Source organism: Burkholderia sp. WP9 (genome assembly GCF_900104795.1).
Lineage (GTDB): Bacteria > Pseudomonadota > Gammaproteobacteria > Burkholderiales > Burkholderiaceae > Paraburkholderia.
Window position 1 is genome coordinate 1,260,770 of the sequence record NZ_FNTG01000001.1, and the last position, 18,751, is coordinate 1,279,520.

At 65.6% G+C, this 18,751-nt stretch carries 12 protein-coding genes; 4 read left to right on the forward strand and 8 right to left on the reverse strand.

All coding sequences use genetic code 11. The annotated features are described in order from the left end of the window. Window positions 1–24: 24 nt before the first annotated feature. Window positions 25–1,257 (forward strand): 2-aminoethylphosphonate--pyruvate transaminase, encoded by a 1,233-nt coding sequence (locus tag BLW71_RS05675; protein ID WP_091793955.1) that lies wholly within the window; start codon window positions 25–27, stop codon window positions 1,255–1,257. A 103-nt stretch (window positions 1,258–1,360) separates the two neighbouring features. Continuing rightward, window positions 1,361–2,164, forward strand: coding sequence for a phosphonoacetaldehyde hydrolase (gene phnX, locus BLW71_RS05680; RefSeq protein ID WP_091793957.1), 804 nt, complete (start codon window positions 1,361–1,363; stop codon window positions 2,162–2,164). Between the two features lie 243 nt (window positions 2,165–2,407). On the opposite strand, the gene BLW71_RS05685 is transcribed toward phnX, so the two are convergent. Continuing rightward, window positions 2,408–3,625 carry an amidohydrolase family protein gene (locus tag BLW71_RS05685; protein WP_091800470.1) on the reverse strand — a complete coding sequence of 406 codons (1,218 nt, stop codon included), beginning with the start codon at window positions 3,623–3,625 and terminating at the stop codon, window positions 2,408–2,410. Between the two features lie 225 nt (window positions 3,626–3,850). On the opposite strand from BLW71_RS05685, the gene BLW71_RS05690 reads away from it, so the two are divergent. Then, window positions 3,851–4,882, forward strand: coding sequence for a sensor domain-containing diguanylate cyclase (locus tag BLW71_RS05690; RefSeq protein ID WP_177204977.1), 1,032 nt, complete (start codon window positions 3,851–3,853; stop codon window positions 4,880–4,882). A 158-nt stretch (window positions 4,883–5,040) separates the two neighbouring features. On the opposite strand, the gene BLW71_RS05695 is transcribed toward BLW71_RS05690, so the two are convergent. The 6 genes from BLW71_RS05695 to BLW71_RS05720 all read right to left on the reverse strand — a co-directional run bounded on the left by BLW71_RS05695 (window position 5,041) and on the right by BLW71_RS05720 (window position 14,912). Further along, window positions 5,041–7,929, reverse strand: a complete 2,889-nt coding sequence (locus BLW71_RS05695; RefSeq protein ID WP_177204978.1) for an Hsp70 family protein — start codon at window positions 7,927–7,929, stop codon at window positions 5,041–5,043. Next, the gene (locus BLW71_RS05700; RefSeq protein ID WP_091793959.1) at window positions 7,926–9,785 is read right to left on the reverse strand and encodes an Hsp70 family protein; all 1,860 of its coding nucleotides are present in this window, start codon (window positions 9,783–9,785) and stop codon (window positions 7,926–7,928) included. Before BLW71_RS05700 ends, BLW71_RS05695 begins: the two co-directional genes overlap by 4 nt. Beyond that, window positions 9,782–10,360 carry a DUF2760 domain-containing protein gene (locus BLW71_RS05705; protein WP_091793961.1) on the reverse strand — a complete coding sequence of 193 codons (579 nt, stop codon included), beginning with the start codon at window positions 10,358–10,360 and terminating at the stop codon, window positions 9,782–9,784. Before BLW71_RS05705 ends, BLW71_RS05700 begins: the two co-directional genes overlap by 4 nt. A 395-nt stretch (window positions 10,361–10,755) precedes the next feature. Then, window positions 10,756–12,375 carry a PqiB family protein gene (locus tag BLW71_RS05710; protein WP_091793963.1) on the reverse strand — a complete coding sequence of 540 codons (1,620 nt, stop codon included), beginning with the start codon at window positions 12,373–12,375 and terminating at the stop codon, window positions 10,756–10,758. A 205-nt stretch (window positions 12,376–12,580) separates the two neighbouring features. After that, the gene (locus tag BLW71_RS05715) at window positions 12,581–13,543 is read right to left on the reverse strand and encodes a DUF2950 domain-containing protein (RefSeq protein ID WP_091800479.1); all 963 of its coding nucleotides are present in this window, start codon (window positions 13,541–13,543) and stop codon (window positions 12,581–12,583) included. A 22-nt stretch (window positions 13,544–13,565) separates the two neighbouring features. Then, window positions 13,566–14,912 (reverse strand): DUF3300 domain-containing protein, encoded by a 1,347-nt coding sequence (locus tag BLW71_RS05720; RefSeq protein ID WP_091800482.1) that lies wholly within the window; start codon window positions 14,910–14,912, stop codon window positions 13,566–13,568. A gap of 720 nt (window positions 14,913–15,632) precedes the next feature. Here BLW71_RS05720 and BLW71_RS05725 point away from each other — a divergent pair. Then, window positions 15,633–16,082, forward strand: coding sequence for a YMGG-like glycine zipper-containing protein (locus BLW71_RS05725; protein ID WP_091793965.1), 450 nt, complete (start codon window positions 15,633–15,635; stop codon window positions 16,080–16,082). An 83-nt stretch (window positions 16,083–16,165) separates the two neighbouring features. On the opposite strand, the gene BLW71_RS05730 is transcribed toward BLW71_RS05725, so the two are convergent. Further along, the gene (locus BLW71_RS05730) at window positions 16,166–18,643 is read right to left on the reverse strand and encodes a fused MFS/spermidine synthase (RefSeq protein WP_091793967.1); all 2,478 of its coding nucleotides are present in this window, start codon (window positions 18,641–18,643) and stop codon (window positions 16,166–16,168) included. Between the last annotated feature and the right edge of the window lie 108 nt (window positions 18,644–18,751).

Below are 18,751 nucleotides of genomic sequence, written 5' to 3' on the forward strand. Positions count from 1 at the left end.
ACAGCGATATCGGAGATTCCGAACATGGACAGCGTGATCGACCGTTCCCCAGCCGCGAGCGCCACCGGGTCGTCCGCGCTCACGTGCGCGCAGCCGCCCAAGGGCGAGCCGTATCTGTTGACGCCCGGGCCGCTCACCACGGCGTTCTCGACCAAAGAGGCGATGCTGCGCGACTGGGGCTCGTGGGACGGCGATTTCCGCGCGATGACCGCGCTCCTGCGCAGCAGCCTGCTGGAAATCGCGGGCGATACGACGGGCGAGTACGACTGCGTGCCGCTGCAAGGCAGCGGCAGCTATTGTGTCGAAGCCATGCTCGGCAGCCTGATGCCACGCGACGCTCATGCGCTCGTGCTCGCCAACGGCGCATACGGCAAGCGCATCGCGACCACGCTCGGCTATCTCGGCCGTGCCTGCACGGTGCTGGACAAGGGCGATTATCTGCCGCCGCGCGGCGCCGAAGTCGAACGCATGCTCGACGCCGATCCCAGCATTACCCATGTGGTCGCCGTGCATTGCGAAACCAGCTCGGGGATTCTCAATCCGATCGAGGAGATTGCCGCCGCCACCGCGAAGAAAGGCCGCAAGCTGCTGATCGATTCGATGAGCGCCTTTGGCGCGGTGCCGCTCGACGTGCGTGAGATTGCCTGCGAGGCTTTCGTGTCGTCGGCGAATAAATGCATAGAAGGTGTGCCCGGTTTCGGCTTCGTGATTGCGCGCAAGGCCGCGTTGCAGGAAGCGAAGGGCCGCAGTCACTCGCTCGCGCTCGACGTCTACGATCAATGGGACGTGATGAACCGCACGGGCCAGTGGCGTTTCACGCCGCCGACGCATACCGTGGCCGCGTTTATCGAGGCGTTGCGTCTGCATAAGCTCGAAGGCGGGCAGGCCGGCCGCCTCGCGCGTTACGCGAACAATCGCGACGTGCTGGTGGCCGGCATGCACGAACTCGGTTTCGAGCCGTTGCTGAACGCGCGCTGGCGCTCGCCGATCATCGTGACGTTTTTTGCGCCGGCGCATCCGTCTTTCATGTTCGAGACTTTCTATGAGTTGATGAAGCAGCAGGGCTTCATCATCTATCCGGGCAAATTGACGGTGGTGGACAGCTTCCGTATCGGCTGCATCGGCCAAGTGGACGAGCCTGTCATGCGCCGCGTCGTAGAGGCGTGCGCCGAGTCGCTCCGGACGATGGGTGTCGAGCATGCGGCGCCGCCGGCAGCGGCGCTCGAAGAACGCAAGAGATTGGCCGAAGCGGCCTGAAGAAGAAGGCCCGCACGCGTATCGCGTGGACGGCTGGATGGAGCGTGATGAAAAACGCGCGGCACATTGCGCGCGCGATGGAATCTCCCGAGGATCGAAGTAAATGAAGCACGTCAAAGCAGTGATTTTCGATTGGGCCGGCACGGTGGTCGATTACGGTTCGCTGGCGCCGATGGGCGCCTTCGTCGAGACGTTCGAGCAGTTCGGCGTGTCGATCACGATCGATGAAGCGCGGGGTCCGATGGGCATGGCCAAGCGCCCGCATATCGCGGCGCTGATGGCATTGCCGCGCGTCGCGCAAGCGTGGGCCGACAAATACGGTCACGTGCCGGGTGAAGCGGATATCGACGCCGTGTACGACGTGTTCGTGCCGAAGAACATCGCGGTGGCGGCAAGCTACAGCTCGGTGATTCCGGGCGTCGCCGACGTGGCGAGCGCGCTGCGCAGTGACGATATCCGGATCGGCACGACCACGGGCTATACGCGCGAGATCATGGCCGAGATCGTGCCGGGCGCGGCGGCGCAGGGATTCTCGCCGGACAGCATCGTGTGCACCGGCGATACGCCGGAAGGGCGGCCGTCGCCGTACATGATCTACAAGACGCTGCCGGAACTGGGCGTCTGGCGCGCGAAGAATGCGATCAAGGTCGACGACACCGAGGTCGGCATCGAAGAGGGGATCAATGGCGGCACGTGGGCGGTGGGTGTCGCGGTGAGCGGGAACGCGTTCGGCATGGCCGAAGACGACGTCAAGGCGCTCGCGCCGGATGAGTTCGCATGGCGCCGCCAGGCGGCGATCCAGAAGCTGCAGGCGGCCGGCGCGCACTATGTGATCGACAGCGTCGCGGATCTGATGCCAGTGGTGTACGACATCGAGGCGCGGTTGGCGCGGGGCGAGCGGCCGTGACGAGTAGCGTTGTGGCCGGTGGGACTTGACTCACGCCCGTCGCCGTATTGAGGAAGCGCCTGGCACCAGGCGCTTTTTTTATGCAGATGACTCAGGGAGTCGTATCCTGAGCATCTCGCCGCCGGACACATTGCAGTATGACGAGCAGCCGGAGTCGCCGCACTCATCTATACGGAGAGGCAATGCGGATCGCTGCGCCGCATGCACCCCATTGCAAATGCGGGCAGCGGCGCTGAGCGACTGTCAGTGGTTTGCGTGCGCACCGTTGCGAGCGACAACCCGACCGTTCGACACCACCAGTTTCCTCGGCGGCCGTGCAACGACCGCATGCGCGAGCGTGTCCGCGTCCACCAGCACGAGGTCCGCGCGCGCGTCCACGTGCAGGCCATAGCCGGTGAATCCGCAGGCGCGCGCGGCGGTGGTGCTGATGCAGTCGAAGGCGATGGCGAGGTCGTCGTCGCGGCGCAGGCCGTAGCGCATCGCGATCAGCATCGCGCGTTCGAGCATGTCCGGCGAACCATATGGCGTCCACGTGTCACGCACGCCGTCGTTGCCGCCGAACAAGGTCACACCTTTTTCAATGCACGTTTTGAGCGACGGAACGGTGGTCGAAGGCGGGGCGGTGGTGAGGAGCGCCACGCGCAGGTCAGCGATTCTTTCGAGCAGGCTGTCGCGTTCGCGCTCGGGCAACGCGCCGAGACAGAACGCGTGGCTGACTACCACTTGCCCTTGCATACCCAGCGCGGCAACCCGGTCGAGCAGCAGACCGAGTGTGAATGCGCCGATTTCGCCCGGCTCGTGCAGATGGATGTCGATGGGTTTGGCATGCCGTTGCGCGAGATCGAAGGTCAGATCGAGCGACGCCACCGGGTCGCCGTCGATCAGCGCGGGGTCGAGCGCGCCGAGCACGTCGGCGCCCGCACTCAGGGCTTCACCGAGCAACGTATCGGTGCCGGGACGGCCAAGCACACCCGATTGCGGAAACGCGACGATCTGCATGTCGAGCACTTCGCCAAGCGTTTCGCGCGTCGCAAGCACGCCCTCCAGATGACGCAAGCCCGCGTCGGTATCGATATCGACGTGCGTGCGTAGACGCGTCGTACCCGACTGCAGGAACGCGTGGGCCAGCGCGAGCGATTGCTGTCCCGCGTCATGTCCGCTCTGCGCACGCCAGCGCCGTTCGTTTTCAATGCGGTCGGTGAGCTTTGGACCGACCTCGTTGCGATACCACGGCAAGCCCCAGTTGGTCTTATCCAGGTGTGTATGTCCTTCGACGAAACCCGGCAACAGCAGCGCGCCGCCGCCGTCCTCGACTGCGACGCCCGGCGCGCGCGCGAGGCCCGGACCGAGCGCGGCGATGCGCCCGGCGGCGATCGACACGTCGACGCGCGTGCCGTCCGACAGATGCACGTTGGTAATGAGCAGGTCGTTCGTCGGCAGATGAGGAGCGGTCGTGGTCATGAAAGCAGGGCGGTTGTCGTACGGGAGATCGGCGGCACGTTGCCGGCGGCGCGTCCAATTGTCTGCTGAATAGACGCGCTGCCGGCCTGACAGGCCATGAAGACGGCGCGAGAATTGTACTTCGCGTGGCCGCGCGAACCCGCATGGATTGATCTGGCTCATGCGCACTCAAGTTTGGTGAGTATCTGACGTTGACACGAGCTAACCACATTCTGGAACCCTGCCGTGCAACTCGCCTTCAATAACGATCGTCTGTCCAGCCGGATGCAGTTCGATCCGTCCACCACCGGCGAACCCGAGGTGGAATCGTCGGTGATCGAATGGCTGCTGCATGATGATCAGGTGATGCGCGAGTGCTTCACCCACGCCGCGGAGATCCTCAAGAGCGTGACGGGCGCGGCGATCACCGCGATCACGCTGCTCGACGAGGAGTACCAGCATTACCGCGCCGAGGTCGGCATGGCGATGCCGCTCGTCACGCGTGCGCGCTCGCTCGCCGACTATGCGGTGCGCGACGCCGAGCTGTTCGTGATCGAGGATGCGCACGACGATGCGCGTTTCGGCGAATGCATGCTGGTGCAGCGTCATCCGTTCGTGCGTTTCTATGCGGCGATCGCGCTACGCGCGCCCAACGGCGAGATCGTCGGCGCATTGTGCGCGATGGATCCGTCGCCGGGCCGGCTCGATGCAGGACAACGGGCCGTGTTCTATCACCTGCGCGCAATGATCGAAAACGATCTGAAGATGCGCACGGCGACCGCAATCGATCCGCTGACCCAGTTGTACAACCGCCGTTTCCTGCTGGAAAGCATCACGCGCCGATGGAAGGAGGCGCGCGATGGCGATGTGATGGGTTCGGTCGTGGTCGACGTGGACTGGTTCAAGCAATACAACGACACCTATGGGCATCAGGCGGGCGATCACTGCCTGCGCAAAGTGGCTTCGGTGATGCAGGCGGCGGCCGATGGCGAACGCGTGATCGTCGGGCGCATGGGGGGCGAGGAATTCGGCCTGCTGATGCTGCGAGCTGAACCGGCAGCGCTCGAAAACACGCTCGAAACGCTGCGCCAGGGGGTGGAGGATCTGGCGATCGAGCATCGCGCGTCGCCGCTCGGCATGGTGACGGTGAGCGTGGGCGCGACGCTCACGCGTATTACCGAAACCTCACGGCCCGCGTATCGGGATGGTTTCGCGAGTGCAGACCGGGCGCTGTATCGGTCGAAACATGGCGGTAGAAACCAGGTGACGATGGCGTAGTGAAGCGTCGGGACGCACGCTGCTGAACACGCCGGCGGGCTTCAATGAAATCCCGGCGCCTGAAGATCCTGTCGCGCGATCAAGATCCGCAGGAACCGCAGGAACTCACTTGCGGCGAAAGCGCGCCCAAACGTCGAGCCGCGCCGGTCGCGCATGTTTCAGCTCGCGATCAGTTTCAGCCCTGCCGGTAGCGACTCGCCGAACACGCGGCCTTCGTCCGCGTTATCGAGCTCGACACTCTCGTTCACCATCGTGATCCACGCGCGCGGCGCGTTGGCCGCTTCGAGCCGGCGCACCACCGTGCGGCGCACGTCTTCGGGCAAATCACGCGAGCGGTCGCCGGTCATGCGAGCGATCTGCACGGCGGCAAACGCGGCGGGATCGACCTTCTTCCAGTCGAGCGCGAGTATCGCGTCGAGCCACGCTGAGGCGATCTCCGGTGGCACGACGCTGTGCGCGCTGCCGTAGAAAGGCCGACGCGCACCGATACGCCCGACCGCCCACCAGCTTTGATGATTTTCCGTGGGCTTCTTCAAACGGGTCAGCACCGACTCGCCGAGTTCGATCTTGCGCTCCACAGGAATCCGTTCGAGCGATGCGCTCAGGCGAACCATATCGGTGAAGCCGGTTTTCGCCACGTCGAACGGCAGCTTGTGGCGCGACTGCGCGGCTTTTTGCAGATACGCCATCGCGTCGAGTACACGCAGTTGCGCGCTCTCGTCGAGGCCGCCCGCGGCGCGACGCCAGAGCGTCCACCATTCCGACCAGACCTGGCCTTCGTTGACGTACTGGATGCCGTCGTCGAAGAGCGACCAGAGTTGTTCGAGACGCCATTCGTCGAGCGGATAACCGAAGCCCGGCCGCACGCAATAGCCGGCCAGATTCAGCCAGAGCCGTTCGTGATCCGCCGAGCGGCGCCGACGCCGCGCGCGTTCCCACAGCGCGCCGAACAGTTCACGCAGCAACGCGCTGTTCCAGCTCTCGCGCGGGCCCAGCAAGTGTTCGATTTGTGAGCGCAGCCGTTTGACTTCTTTGGGATCGACCTTCTGCGCGCGCGAACCGAAGCTGCGGTCGATCTGTTCGATCGCCTCGTCGAGCGCGGGATGGCGGGCTTGAGCGGCATCGGCCGTCAAGTTCACCTGCGCGTCTTCGCGGCGCAACTGGAATTCGAGCAGCCAGCGCTGCGCGGGATTACCCAGTTCGATGCAGTGGACTTCGAGCGTGCCCACTTCGGTGAGCGACGTCGCGATCTGCACCGCGGTTTCGCGTGCGGTGCTCGCGCCGCGCGGCTGCACGATGGTCGCGATCGGCGGCAGGCGAACGAAGTCGCCGCTTGCGAGATCGATCAGCTCGCCGGGCTGATACACCGTGTCCGCGCTCGACGAGACCAGGTGAAAACGCACCGGATGTCCGAGGCGCAACGCGAAGGTGCGATCCGCGATCAGGATCTCGTGGCCTTCTTCCGTGCCGCGCGGCAGCAGGCAGATGCCGCGTGGCACCGGTTCGGCTTCGTGCTTGCTGTCGCCGGCTTCTTCGAGTACGAGAAAGTAGCTGCGCGGCGAGCCGCCGCCGATTCTCGGCGCGTTGCCCGCGCGCGCGAGTGAATACGCGACCGCTCCGCGTGCCACGGCCACGTCGGGATTGTCGTTATGCAGCACGTTGAGCGCTTCGCCGCGCCACGCGCCCAGCGTGCTCGCCAGACGCTGCGTGAGCGCGCCGGCGCGGAACACGCCGCCGTTCAGAAGCAGCGTGTCGGGCACCGGCAGCGTGTGTTCGTCGGCGAGTTGCGGCGAGGCGGACGACTCCGCGCCTAGCGCTTTACGCGACTGCGCCGCGAAACGGTTCAGAAACGCCGCGATATGACGCGTGACCGCGGCATCGGTCGCATAGGGCAGGCCGAATTCGACGATCGCGCCACGCGGCCTGCCGGGCCGTTCGTGCGACGCCACCGCCGGAAAGAAGCCGTCGACGATGATCCGCTCGACCTCATCGCGCGTGACCTGCACCGTGCGTGCGCCGCCGATCAGCTTCGCGCCCGCGCCGAGCAGGGTGATCGACGTCGAGTCGGGCGCCTGCGGGCCGAGCAGCTGTTCCTTTGCGTTGCGGCAACGCTCGACCAGTTGCGACAGGCTCGCCGCCGACAAACGCGCGCGCCCGCTCGCCTGGTCCGCGCCCGGCAGCCGCGCTTCCACCAGATGCGCGAGCGCCAGATCCATATTGTCGCCGCCGAGCATCAGATGATTGCCCACGCCGATACGCGTGAGCTGCGGCTCGCCGTCTTTCAGGCCGACTTCGATCAGCGTGAGGTCGGTGGTGCCGCCGCCCACGTCGCAGATGAGGACGAGGCGGGTGTTTGCGAGCTCGCTTGCAAGCCGCTCGCGATGATGAAACAGCCAGTCGTAGAACGCCGCTTGCGGCTCTTCCAGCAACTTCAGATTGTGCAGGCCGGCCATGCGAGCGGCTTGCACGGTCAGTGCGCGTGCGCCTTCGTCGAAAGAAGCCGGCACCGTGAGCACCACGTCCTGAGTCTCGAGCGGCGCGTCCGGAAAACGGTGGTTCCAGGCCGCGCGCACGTGCGCCAGATAGCTCGCACTGGCTTCGACCGGCGAGACTTTGAGGACATCGTCGGCGGCGCCCCACGGCAGGATCGGCGCGACGCGGTCGACCGATGCATGCGAGAGCCAGCTCTTCGCGCTCGTCACGAGCCGCCCCGGCACCTGAGCGCCCAGCAGGCGCGCGAGCCGGCCGATCACGACGGGCGGTGGTTCGGCTTGGGCGTTTGCTTGAGCTTCTGCGTGCGCTTTTGTCCGAGCGCCGGTTTGATCCGCACTGGACCACGGCAATTGCAGATCGCCGGGGTTCAGTTCGCCCTGCGCCGCGTGGTAGCGCACCGAGGGCAACAGAGGCCGCGCGGCCACTTCGCCGGGACTTACCAGTTGTTCGATCTCGAAGACGCGAATGCGCTGCGACCCCGCCTCCGCATAGGCGAGCACCGTGTTGCTGGTGCCGAGATCGATACCGACGCTGTACCGCTTCATCTCATTCATGCATTCGCGTTGCCGCGCACGTCGAACTCGACTTTCCAGCGCTCGTCAGTGCCGCGCGGCACGGCTTCGAGTTCGAGTGTGCCCGCTTCGGTGACGCGCGCATGCAGCTTCACCGGCACCACTTCGCCGGCGGTGCGGCCAGAGGCGGGCAGCGTTGCCTGAATCTCTTCGAGCTCCTGCAATTCCTCGGGGCCCCAGAAGTCGAGCAGCGTGCCGACCTGATCCTGACGTCGCACCGACGACCCGAAGAAGCGGAAATGCACCGGCTCGCCGACCACCAGGCCGAATTCCTGCGCGGGCAGCTCGGCCTCGGTGCCTTCTTCCATGCCGAACGGCGCGACGCATAGTGCCTGAATAGGCGGTTCGAGACCGGGCACCGCGGGCATCGCCGATTCGATCGCGATGTAGTACGCGCGCGCCGTGCCGCCGCGAATCCGCACGCCCTGGCCGCGTCGCACGTAACCGTAATAGGCCGCGCCGCGCGCAACGGCGAGGTCGAGATCGGCGCCTTCGAGCAGCCGCGCCGGCGCCGCGCCTTCCGCGCCGAGCCAGTTGTTGAGCGTGCCCATGATGCGTTCGACCAGCAGCGGCGACTTGAACACGCCACCGTTGAACAGCACCGCCGTGGGATGCAGGAAACTCGCGTTTTCCGCCGTGGCGATGTCGCGCAGTCCTTCCAGTTCGGCGAGCGCGCCCACCTGACGGCCGAGAAACGCCGCGAGGTGCCGCGTGATGCCAGCGTCCTGCGCATACGGCAGGCCGAGCTGCGTCAGACCGGCACGCGCGCGGCTCACCGGACGCGCGGCGCTCTCCACTTGCGGGAAGAAGCCTTCGAGAATCGTCTGGGTCAATTCGGCGCGCGTGAGTTCAGTGCGGATCGAGCCGCCGATCAGCTTCGAGCCGCGGCTCGGCACGACGAGCGGCACGGTGTCGGTAGCCGGGTCGCTGAGCAGCGTTTCCTTGGCCGAGCGGCATGCATAGGTGAGGGCGCGCAGTTGCCACGCGTCGGCCTGGGTGCCGGCCGCCGCCAGCTTGCGCGCGACCACGTGCGCGAGCGCGAGGTCCATGTTGTCGCCGCCGAGCAGAATGTGTTCGCCCACCGCGACGCGATGCAGTTCGAGATTGCCTTCGCGCTCGATCACGGCGATCAGCGACAGGTCGGTCGTGCCGCCGCCCACGTCCACCACGAGAATGATGTCGCCGACCTTGACCTGCTTGCGCCACTGGCCGCCGCTCTTCTGGATCCAGCTATACAGCGCGGCTTGCGGTTCTTCCAGCAGCGTCATGCTGCCGTAGCCGGCGGCCTCGGCCGCTTCGGCGGTCAGTTCGCGCGCGGCCGGATCGAACGATGCCGGGATCGTCACCGTAATGTCCTGCTCGCTGAACGGCGCGTCGGGATGTGCGTGGTCCCACGCTTCGCGCAAGTGCGTCAGATAGCGCACCGAGCTTTCGAGCGGCGAGACGCGTGCGACTTCAGGTGGCGCGTCGTTGGGCAGGATCGCGGCGCGCCGGTCGACGCCCGGATGGCACAGCCAGCTTTTCGCGCTCGACACGAGCCGGATCGGCGTGGCCGCGCCGCGGCTGCGGGCGAACTCGCCGACCGCGTATTCGCGCTGGCCGGTCCACGGCAGATAGAGGTCGCCCGAGGCGAGTTCGTCCGGATGCGGCAGATAGAGAAACGAGGGCAGCAGATCGAGGTTGTCGATCGCGCCGGGACCCGTGAGCTGGGCGATCGGCAGCACGCCCTGGGTGGTTTTTTCGCCGTCGCTCGCGCTCGTGTCCACATAGGAGAGTGCGCAATGCGTGGTGCCGAGATCGATGCCGATGGCGTAACGTGACTGGCGTGCGTCGCTCATAGCTCCACCTCGGCCGGTGCGATCACCTTGGCGTTGTGACTGTCCGCGAGCTTCGGCAGACGCACTTCGTCGACCCGCCAGCCGCGATGGCTGATGCTGCCGTTAAACGGCGCGCGGCCGACCACATTGCCGGTCAGGCGAATCGAGGCGGCGTCGAAACCTTCGGCCAGCGTGACGCGGCTGCCTTCGGCTTCGTCACGCACCGGGCGGATCGTGAAGTGCTCGCGCAGCGTCGCGCGGCAACCGTCGTGCACGAGGCGCGCGGCCGCGCCGATGTCGGCGTCGCTGTAGCTCTTGATGTCTTCCTCGACGAAATCGATGAAACGCGCGTCGCGTTGCAGCAGGCCGAGCAGTTGCAGGGCGGCGTCGGGGCTGGCTTCTTTCAGCACGGGCGCGGGCTTCGGCGTGGGGGCGGGCGCCGGCGCGGGTGCCGGTACGGGCGCGGCGCTGGCGGCAGCGCCGCCCTCGCGCAAACGCAAGACGCCGGCGGCGAATTCGCCATCGCCGAGAATGCGGAAGAACGTGCTCACGGCCAGGGAAATCCTGCCGAGGAAGGATGGGTTCGAATCGGTCATAAATGCTCCTGAGGTGCTCTGTTAAAGGACGAGCTGTCCTGGCTGCGCCGCACGCGACGGGCCGCGAAGCCGCGCCGGGCCTGCGTGGGCCGTCGTTGTGCAGGTTGGCAAAGGCCGGCGGCGTGCCGGTTGCCGACGTCTGATTGATCGGGGAGCGCGGCGCGTTTGGCGCGCGCAAAACCCGTATTTTGCCTTGTGGCGCGGCTGAAGCGGGCAAAGCCGGTCATTCTAGCGGGCAATGCGGCGAGATTGGCGGGTTGTCACGGACGGTTGTGGGTGGTTGCGGGCGGGCGATGAGCTTGCGGCTGTTCGTCAGTGTGAGGTGTTCGGCGAGGCGGAGTAGCCCTGGCTGGTTAGGTTGTGGGGCAGGGCAAACGGTCTCAGCAGCGCCGATGTCATGGCTTGTCTCCGGGTTTGCCGCGCACGAGCGATTCAGGATGACGCTCCAGATAATCCGCCAGCGCGTTCAGCGATTGCAGCGTGCGGGTCAATTCCTGCAGCGCCTGGTGCACATCCGACTGCAACGGCGAGTCGCGCTGCAAAGTCGCCTCCGCCGAGCCGAAGGTCTGCCTTGCGGCGGCGAGCGTGTCGCGCGCCTGCGGCACGACTTCGGTGTTCAGCCGATTGAACAGCGCATCGGCGTTTTTCAGCGACGTGTTCAGGTTCGCGCCGATCTGATCGAACGGAACCCGGTCGAGTTTCTTCGCGATATCGGCCACCTGCACCTGTAGCGCGTCGAGCGTATTCGGAATGGTCGGCAGTTCGACCGGCTCGATGCTGCCATCGAACTTGACGGGCGCCGCCTTCGGGAAAATGTCGAGCGCGATATATAACTGGCCCGTCAGCAAGTTGCCGGTACGCAACTGGCCACGCAGGCCCCGCTCGACGAGACGGCGCAGCAGGTCGTGGCTGGCGGTCGAACGGGCCTGCGGCATCGTTTGGCTGCGGGCGCGCCGTCTGAGTCGGTCCGGATACAGGTCCAGCGTCACCGGCATCGTGAAGCTCTGCGTCTGCGGATCGTACTCGACACCAATGTCCGTCACCTGGCCCAGCACGATGCCGCGGAAGTCGACCACCGCGCCCACGGAAAGCCCTCGCAATGACTGGTTGAAATTCATCACGGCGCGCACCGGTACGCCGTCTGGCGCGCGCATGGCGTCCGTTTCGTCGGAGGCGAGGCGGAAGTCGGTTTTCTCCGGTGCTTGCACGCCCATCGGCTGTCCCGGTGGCGTCTGGAATGCGAGGCCGCCGACCAGAATGGCTGCGAGCGACTGCGTGTTGACGACGAAGCCGGCCGAGTCGAGCCGGACATTGACGCCGCTTGCATGCCACCAGCGCGAATTGGTGCCGACGTACTGGTCGTACGGCGCGGCGACGAACACCTGCATGGTCACGCCCGTGCCGTCCTTGTCGAGCGCGATGCCGTAGACCTGCCCCACCTGCACGCGCCGGTAAAAGATCGGCGAGCCGATGTCGATCGAGCCGAGCGAATCGCCATGCAGGATGAAGCGGTGGCCTTTCTGGTCGGTGGTGATGGGGGGCGGCGTTTCGAGTCCGACGAAGTGGGTTTGCGTTTGTTTGGAGCGGCCAACGTCCACGCCGATATACGCGCCCGAGAGCAGCGTGCCGATGCCCGACACGCCCGTGGCGCCGACGCGTGGTCGAACGACCCAGAAGCGCGTGTCCTTGACCGCGAAGTTTTCCGCCTGCTTGGTGAGTTGCACGGCGATTTCCACGTGCGTTTGATCCTTCGACAGGGTGATCGCCTTGACCGAACCGATTTCCACGTCCTTATATTTGACCTGGGTTTTGCCGGGTTCGAGACCTTCGGCGTTCTCGAAGACGATCGTGATCGCCGGGCCGCGTTCGGTGACGGACTTGACGACAAGCGCGATACCGATCAACGCCGCGATCAATGGCACGACCCAGACGAGCGAGGGCAGCCAACTGCGCCGCGGCGCAATGTCAGGATCGGGCAAATCCGGGGGGAGGACGGGTTCTTGCGGGCTATTCATGACTGGGCTCCGAAGCGTGACTGGCCGCGTCCTGGCTCCCGCTCGCCACGCGCTCCTGAATGGGATGCGGCGCGAACTGCCGAGCCGCGTTCACCCCGTGTTCGCCGCGAGCTCATCTCGCGTTCACCCCGCGTTCATTCTTCGCCCCGGGCGCGGCGCGCGAGGCGCCACACGCTGGGTGGCGCCGGCGACGCGGATGCCCCGTTCAGGGCTGCACGGCCTCCCACGACGGGTCCGGATCGAACGATTTGAGCGCGGTCGCGGTACGTGCCGATTGAGGCCCGAGATTTTTCTGGTAAATCTGCCCGTCCTGATTGACGATGAAACTCATCACGCCCGTCTTGCCATACTCGGCGGGCCACGCGACAAGGCCGTAGCCCTTGGTCATCGTGCCGTTCTCGATGTAGTTCTGGCTGCCGCCTTTCGCATGCGGCCCTTGCGCGCTCAGAATGCGGAAGTGATAGCCGTGATAACCCTCCTTCGAAACGGAGCCGCCATGCGGCATTGCCGCGGCAAGCGGGCCAAGCGGGCTTGCCGGTTCACCCTCCGCAGTGGGCCAGTACAAGCCGTCGTGCTGACCCGGTGTGCTGAGAATGTGTTGCGCGTAGTGCTGGGTCAATGCCTGGTAATCGCGTTGCGCATCGAGGTAGGCAAGGGAGGTCAGCATTGCCGCGCGCTCATTGCGGCCAATGCGGCGCGTCATGATTTCGTCGCGGCCGGCAGCGGGATCGAAGCGCCAGCCATTGGCCGCTTGCACGAGCGGAATCGGCAGCGTCCAGCCACTGTTGCCGACCGAAAGATGCTTGCTCGCGCGACCGTTGAGCGGCGCCGGATCGTCGACGATCTGGTGTCCTGCTGCCCACGCGCCGAGAAACTCGTAGATATCGTCTTCGCCTACGTTTTTGGTGGGAATGAAGTGCGTGAAATCCTTGCCGAGCACATGCTGCATCGCGGTGTCGTCGTTGCTGGAAAGCGCGTTGACGAAAGCGCTGGCCGCGGCCTCCGCTGTCGGATACACGGCTTGCGCGTGCGCCGCCGACGCGCCGAGCATGAGCGCGGCAAGCCCGAGTGCGCTGCCCGCAAAGTGTGGCTTGAGAGCGCCGAAGGCGCGAGGAAGCGTGTCGGCAAGACGTGCGCCGACGGTCTGGAATGTATGGATACGGATCATGAGCGGCTCCTGTGAGATCGGTTCAACGTTGCCGGCCGAGGTGACGCTGGCCGCCGCCACCCGCACCCAACCCGCCGCCGCGCTGCTGTCCACCGCCGCCCGCACCGAAGCCGCCGCCGGCGCGCTCGCCACCGCCGCCCGCACCGAAGCCGCCGCCGGCACGCTCGCCACCGCCTCCCGCGCCCAGATTGCCGCCACGCTGCTGACCACCGCCATTCGCGCCGGGATTGCCGCCGCGGTTGTTCGCCAACTGTTGGCGGCTTGCTTGCCCGCGCTGCATGTCCTGCTTCGCGGCGCCGCCGTCGCCCGCGCCGCGCAGCGCGTTGTCGCGGTTCACGTTTTGCGCGTTGTTGCGAACGTTGGCGGCATTGTTGCCGCCATGCTGGATACCCTGCACGCGCTCACTTGCGCTTCCGCCCAGGTTCTGGCCGGTGCGATTCTGCAGCGTTTGCTGCGCCTGTGCACGCGAGGCCGACGTATCGCGCCCGCGATACGCGTCGCGCTGCGCGCTGCCCACGTTGGCTGTGGTGTTGCGATTGACAGACGCATTACGGTTCCAGTTCGTCGTGCTGCTGTTCACGTCGAGCCGGCGATTCACATTGATGTTGTTGTACTGATTGACGTTGATATTGACGCTGTGATTGTTCCAGTTGACGTTGCTCCACAGCGAACTGGTGATCGCCACGCCGGCACCGAACGCGAGTCCTGCGGCGAGGCCGCTCGCCACCGCGTAGCCCGGCGGAGGCGGAACATACACAGGTGGATAGGCTGGATACGGCCACGCGCCGTAGACGACCGTGGGGTTGTAGGTCGGCACGTAGACGACCTGAGGGTTCACCGGCACGATCTGGATGGTGCTCTGCTCGACCACCACTTTCTGCTGCTGGTTGGTTTGCAGGTTGCCGGCCTGCTGCGCCTGCTTGCGCAAACGCTGCACCGAGTCCATCACGTCGTTCGGTTGAGCGAGGAAGGCATTGCCCAACTGCGTGACCCAGTCGGGTTTCGACGCCATGGTGGCCAGCACTTGCGGAAACGCCACCAGCGATTGCACGCTCGGATCCCACGGCTCGGACCCCACTGCCTTCACGGCGTCGTCACCCTTGAGATTCGGATTGGCTTTCGCCCATGCCTCCGCCGCCGGCGCGTCTTGCGGAAAGGTGGACGCCATCAGCACCTGGGCGAGCAGGGCGTCCGGATAGAGCGCGATTGGCGCCGTGAGCGAGTCCAGTTGCTGGTTCGAAATTTTTACCGGCGCCTGTGCGTAGGCGGCAGGCACCGCGACCTCGAGGAACAACGGTGCGCCGGCCAATACGGTGAGTGTGGCTAGAAGAATCCGCGATCTTCTCTGGTATGCCATGGAGCGATTCACGATCAAGTCTCCCCTGTTGGAAGTTGTATATGGCGCACGGGTGCGGTGCGTGAGACATCCACATCGGAAACCACTGGGAAGCGATCGGCCATGTGTGGCGGTGCTAACCAGTGCAGCGGACTGCTGCTCGAGATCCGCGCAGGTTCCGCGACAATCGCGCTTCGAACGGACTCCGAATCGTGTTGCAGACAGCGCGCGCATGATGGCAAGATTAATAAACCTTTTCCCACGAATTGTGCAATCTTTTGTTCAAATAAATTCTTGTTGAGTTTCTCTTGTTGTTGGATTAACGGCGTGGCGCGGCGTGGCGCGGCGTGGCGCATGTGGCGCTTTTGCCGACCTTCAGCCTATCCAACAATGTTCTTGCGTTTCGTGCACAGGTTTCATAGGTCGCTTGAGGAACTGTGAAATCGTCGCCGGGTAGCCAGGCGGGGTCAAGATACATATTGACTCAGCCTGTGCCCGTTTCGTTTGCGGTTTCGATTGCGCGGGACGACGAAATATTAGCGCAGCTCGATATCAATCGATAAATGTGAAAACTCATTTTCGTTGAGCGTTTTCGGCACCCTGTCAGCTAATCTACCGTTCCCTCGCCGCAGATCGGCGAAGTGACCAAGTGGCGACGTATGTGCGGGGTTGCCTGATACATCCGCACGCCGCACGCCGCTCGATCCGCGGCCCGGACTGCTGCTCGAACGCTCAATCCAATGAGAGACCTCTATGAAACGAATCGTCGTGGTGATCATGGCCAGTATGAGCGCGCTCGCACTGGCGCAAAAACCGTCCGTCTATCCCGCGCATGGACAAAGCCAACAGCAGCAGACCTCGGACGATGGAGCCTGCTACTCATGGGCAAAGCAAAGCACCGGCATCGACCCGGCCGTGGTCGCGCAAACACCTGCGCCACAATCGGGGCCGACAGGCGCGCGCGTTCGCGGTGCGGCACGTGGAGCGGCGGCGGGCGCAATCGTTGGCGACGTGAGTAATAACGATGCAGGACATGGCGCCGCAGTTGGTGCGACCGCTGGTGCGGTGGCCGGTGGCGTGCGCAATCGTCAGCAACAAGCCGCGCAATTGCAAACGGCGCAGGCTAACCAGCAGTCGGCAATGAGCACATATTGGCGCGCTTACGACTCCTGCATGCAAGGCAAAGGCTATACGGTTCAGTAGTCGCACGTAAGGTCCTTTTCTTTTGATCGCGGTGAGTTGGGCACCGTATCAACGGAACGATGCTGAGGCTCCCTCGTGCGCCTCTACGGTTCGTCGCCGACGAACCAACGGAAGTAGGGATTGTCCGGTTGCGCCTGCAATGCCTCGCCAATATCGCGAGACCATGCATCACGTTCGCCGCGGTATGCGTCGAGGCCCGCGGCATAGAAGCTTTGCAGCGCGTCGCGCTCGGCGTTCAAGGCCGCGCGGAACTTGTCATCGGCGTGCAACAACGGCGGTTCGCCGCGAAGCGCGAGCAGGTGAGCGAGCGTGTCCGGAAAAGCGTCGCGCCGCACCCACGCCGCGTGTTCAATGCGTGGCCGGTCATCGGTCACGGGTAGGGCATCCGCGGTGTAATACGCGAGGCCGGCGCGATCGGTGATCCAGGTCGCGAGCAGCGCCGCCGGCGTGGCCACGCCGACCTCGCGCAGCGAAGCCGCCACCTGCGGTTGAGCAAAGCGCGACTCGATGCGCGGCACATCCAGTTCGATCGGCTGCATCGAGCCGATTAGCATCATCTCGTGCAACTCGGTGGTCCATAGCGCGGCATACGGAAACACCTGGATGAAGCTCTGGATCAAGGAGCGCGTGTCGTCTTCGTTCTGGGTCGGCAGCGGCAGCCACTGCGCGACGATACCGTCCGTGCGCAGACGCGAGGCCGCCAGTCGGTAGAAATCCGACGAGTAGAGATTGACCACGCCGGCCGCCGAGGGCGGCGGTGGTTCGAGCGTGATCAGGTCGTAACGTTCGCTGCTGCGTAGCAGCTCGCGCCGTCCGTCGCGCAGGCGAATGTCGACGCGCGGGTCAGTGCCGATACCGTAGTTGCCTTTGAACTGCGGCGCGGCGCGTACGACCGCAGGCAGCAACTCGGCGACCACGCGTTGGCCGAGGCTAGGCCACGTGAGCAGCGCACCACCGGTGATGCCCGTGCCGAGTCCGATGACAAGCGCGCTGCGCGGCGTATCGCGGTGAATCAGCAGTGGCAGGAGCGCTTGCAGACGCATGTAGCGCAACGAGGTCATCGCGTCGCCGGAATTGGAAACGCCTTGAATGTAGAGGCGCTGGAACTGCTTCTGGCCCGCGCCCTGTGCAACCACAGCCACGGTACCGCCCGCACTCTCCTCGTAGGAGATCAGCGTGCCGCCGCGTGCGGCAGCGAGCAGGTTGGCGAGACGATCCGCCGGCGTGAGCAGCACGGCACACAGGGTGGCCGCGACCAATACCGGCACGGACCAGCGGGCGCCACGCCGCACGCCCTGACCGCGCCAGACGGCCACGGCGGCCACTGCGCCAGCGAGCAACGCGAGCACCGCAAGCGCACGAACCAGCCCGAGTACCGGCACGAGCAGGAAGCCGGCGAGCAGCGTGCCCGCGATACCGCCCGCGGTGTTGAGCGCCAGCACGGCGCCGACATCGCGGCCAGTGTGCCGGGCATCCACGCTCACGCGCAACGCAAATGGGAACGCCGCTCCAAGCAACAGCGTGGGCACGAAAACGACGCACGTAGCCGCGACCGCAAAGCCCGCGCACATGGCGGCGAGGAGGCTGCCGGTGGCGGAGAAGGTTGCCTCGCGCGCGAGGCTTTGCCATTGGAGCAGCCACCCGCCCAACGCGGCCACTTCCAGCAGCGCGACGAGTCCGGCGGCCACGATCAGCAGCGCGAACATGCCCCACGGATCGCGCGCGCGATCGACATGGCGCGAACTGAGCGCGCTGCCGAGCGTCAGCCCGAGTAGATACGTGGCGAGCACGATCGCGAAAGCGAAGCTGCGGGTGCTGATGAACTGGACGATCAGTTGGGACCACACGACCTCGTAACCCAGCGCAATGCCGCCGGCGAACGCATAGAGGACGACGGCGAGGCGTGCGCCGGGCGCGGCCCGGTCGACTGCTGTTTCATCGGCAGAGGCCGTTTCGAGCGGTTGTCCATCGACAGATTCGCGTGCAGAAGCGAAACGGCCAATGAGCAGTGCAGCCAATGCGGCCAGCGCGTTCAACCCGGCGGCCGCGAACGCGCTGCCTTGCACGCCAAGTGACGGGATCAACACAAAGGCGGCGGCGAGTGTGCCGGCAATCGCACCACCCGTATTGGCCGCATACAGGCGCGCGCCGGCGCGGCCGAGCCGTGTCGCGCGAGGGCCCAGCGCGCGCATCAGCACCGGCAGCGTGCCGCCCATCAGCACGGCGGGCAGGCCGACCAGCGCAAACGGCAACGCCCAGGCGAGCGGCCCGGCGCGATCCTGCAGCCATGCGAACGGCGCGGCCGCGTGTGCTAGCGCAATGGTGCCGGCTACCGCCAGCAGTAGCGCGCCGCCTTCCAGCGCGGCGTAAAGCAGCAACGGCCGCGAGATGCGATCGGCGAACCTGCCGAGGAGCCAGCCGCCCAGCGCGAGACCGGCGAAGAATGCGCTCACACCGGTCGTGACCGCCTGCACGTCGACGCCCACGACGAGCGCCAATTGCTTGATCCACAGCACCTGGTAAATCAGCGACGCCGCGCCCGATGCAAACAGCAGGAGCATCGGCCACGCAATCGGCAATGCAGGCGAAGCAGGCGAAGCAGGAGAAGCAGAGCGACTGTTCGTGTCGGCCGGCCCATGTTCACGCGGATCGGCGCGACGCTGTGCGCG

Excerpts from the sequence above, each read along its gene's own strand:
- BLW71_RS05675 (WP_091793955.1), top strand. The coding sequence starts at position 25 with ATGGACAGCGTGATCGACCGTTCCCCAGCCGCGAGCGCCACCGGGTCG.
- phnX (WP_091793957.1), top strand. The coding sequence starts at position 1,361 with ATGAAGCACGTCAAAGCAGTGATTTTCGATTGGGCCGGCACGGTGGTC.
- BLW71_RS05685 (WP_091800470.1), bottom strand. The coding sequence starts at position 3,625 with ATGACCACGACCGCTCCTCATCTGCCGACGAACGACCTGCTCATTACC.
- BLW71_RS05695 (WP_177204978.1), bottom strand. The coding sequence starts at position 7,929 with ATGAATGAGATGAAGCGGTACAGCGTCGGTATCGATCTCGGCACCAGC.
- BLW71_RS05700 (WP_091793959.1), bottom strand. The coding sequence starts at position 9,785 with ATGAGCGACGCACGCCAGTCACGTTACGCCATCGGCATCGATCTCGGC.
- BLW71_RS05705 (WP_091793961.1), bottom strand. The coding sequence starts at position 10,360 with ATGACCGATTCGAACCCATCCTTCCTCGGCAGGATTTCCCTGGCCGTG.
- BLW71_RS05710 (WP_091793963.1), bottom strand. The coding sequence starts at position 12,375 with ATGAATAGCCCGCAAGAACCCGTCCTCCCCCCGGATTTGCCCGATCCT.
- BLW71_RS05715 (WP_091800479.1), bottom strand. The coding sequence starts at position 13,543 with ATGATCCGTATCCATACATTCCAGACCGTCGGCGCACGTCTTGCCGAC.
- BLW71_RS05725 (WP_091793965.1), top strand. The coding sequence starts at position 15,633 with ATGAAACGAATCGTCGTGGTGATCATGGCCAGTATGAGCGCGCTCGCA.
- BLW71_RS05730 (WP_091793967.1), bottom strand. The coding sequence starts at position 18,643 with ATGCTCCTGCTGTTTGCATCGGGCGCGGCGTCGCTGATTTACCAGGTG.